At 24.7% G+C, this 2,100-nt stretch carries 2 protein-coding genes; both read right to left on the reverse strand.

Going from position 1 to position 2,100, the window contains the following annotated elements:
- Nucleotides 1–170: 170 nt before the first annotated feature.
- Entirely contained in the window at nucleotides 171–1,610 is a 1,440-nt protein-coding gene (locus WKS98_RS09875) for a bifunctional aminoglycoside N-acetyltransferase AAC(6')-Ie/aminoglycoside O-phosphotransferase APH(2'')-Ia (protein ID WP_001028144.1), read from the reverse strand.
- Nucleotides 1,611–2,015, reverse strand: coding sequence for a GNAT family N-acetyltransferase (locus WKS98_RS09880; protein WP_000134308.1), 405 nt, complete (start codon nucleotides 2,013–2,015; stop codon nucleotides 1,611–1,613).
- Nucleotides 2,016–2,100 lie beyond the last annotated feature (85 nt).

Consider the following 2,100-nt stretch of genomic DNA (forward strand, 5'->3'; position numbering starts at 1 on the left):
GGATTTATTCTTCAAGAAAATACATCAATTTTGATAAGTAGAAATGGTAAAAACATTGTATAGCATTTTACACAGGAGTCTGGACTTGACTCACTTCCTTTATTATTTTTCATTTTTTTAAACTATTTAATACTAATGTCTTTTATAATAGCTTTTCATATATTATATAATCAATCTTTATAAGTCCTTTTATAAATTTCTTTTCTACCATTTTCGATAAATTCCTGTTTAATATTTTTAATTCCATAAACAATAGTTTCAATAGGATAATATTCTTCAACTATATCTTGATATTCTTTTGCTTTCTCAATATCTATATTTCCATACATTCTTAATATATCTTCTCCAAAATTTGTTCCTATTTCTTCTTCACTATCTTCAAGTAAGTATATAAAATCACAATATTCATCTATAATTCCAGAATCTCCAAAATCAATTATTCCAGTTAATCTATTATTGCCATCTAACAATAGATGATTACAACTAAAATCATTATGGCATAAACACTTTTTACCCTCAAAAACTGTTGTTGCATTTAGTCTTTCCATAAAACTTTCTATATAATCTTTTTCTATATCAGTTAAATCATTATAAATAGTTTCACGCAACAATATATACTCTTCTAATACATTTTGTTTATTATCAATAGTACATTCACTAATATCTGTATAATCTAAACCGTGCATTTGTCTTAAAAAACTGGCAATATCTCGTTTTAACAAATTTTGTTCTTCTTCTGACATAGTAGAATAAATTTCTGGTGTTAAAAAAGTTCCTTTAATTTCTTTATAACCTAGTATAGATAATTCATCACTAATATACGAATATTCAATATTAGGAATTTTTACATTAGTTTCTAAATTTGTATTTAAAAAATTATATATTGCTTTTTCTTTTGCATAACCTTTTTTCTTATTAGTACTAAATTTTGTTTTAAAAATGTATTCATTATTAACTAAATATGCCACACTATCATAACCACTACCGATTATTTCAATACTATCTACTTTGAAATTATCAAAGTAATGCTCAATTAAATATTTCATTGCCTTAACATTTGTGGCATTATCATCATATCTATATTCCATTAAATAACAATCTTCTTTTTTGCCCTCGTGTAATTCATGTTCTGGCAAATCTTCAATAATTCTAAAACCAGATTTTTGGTATGCCCTTATTGCTCTTGGATTATTTTTATGAGGGTCTAAAATAACTGCATTAGCATTTCTTTCTTTTTTCAAAAATTCAAAAATCAATTTAATATATCTTGTACCAATTCCTTTACTCCAATAATTTGGCTCTCCTATAAATTGATCCATACCATAGACTATCTCATCAGTTTTTGGATAATGATAATCAGTATATAACTCATCATACATTTTATATATTTGTCCATATCCAATAGGAACATTGTTATATTCAATAATTACTCTAAAAACTTCATCTTCCCAAGGCTCTGTATAATGTTTTTTTAATGATTCTAATGTATATTTTTTATCTCTACCACCATAAAATTCTAATACTCTTTCATCAGTTAACCATTTTAACATCAAAGGAAAATCATCATCTATTAAAGTTCTTATACATATTTCATTTTCAACTATATTCATTTATTTATCACCTTTTTCATAATCATATACATATACTATTTCATCTTTATAATCATTTTTACCACCTAATTTTTCATATACATGGCAAGCTCTAGGATTACCTTTATCAGTTATTAAAAACATTTCAGAACAACCAATCTCTTTAGAATATTCCTTAATAAAAGATAATAATTTTGAACCATAACCTTTGTCTTGATAGTTAGGTAACATTCCTATTGAGTGTAAATAAAACATTGTTTTTCCATCAGGTCTTAAAAGTGTATAGCAATATGCAAATCCTATAATTTTATTATTTTCTTTAGCTATAAACCCAAATGAACTGGTATCATTAAGAAATCCTTTTAAATTATCAATATCAAAAACCATATTATCATCAATTAAAACTTCTTCCATAAACTCAGTCAAGTCCAGACTCCTGTGTAAAATGCTATACAATGTTTTTACCATTTCTACTTATCAAAATTGATGTATTTTCTTGAAGAATAAATCT

The organism is Lagierella sp. ICN-221743, from assembly GCF_037890055.1.
Taxonomy (GTDB): Bacteria; Bacillota; Clostridia; order Tissierellales; family Peptoniphilaceae; genus Mediannikoviicoccus.

Coding starts and splice junctions, on each gene's coding strand:
- WKS98_RS09875 (WP_001028144.1), bottom strand. CDS start 1,610: ATGAATATAGTTGAAAATGAAATATGTATAAGAACTTTAATAGATGAT.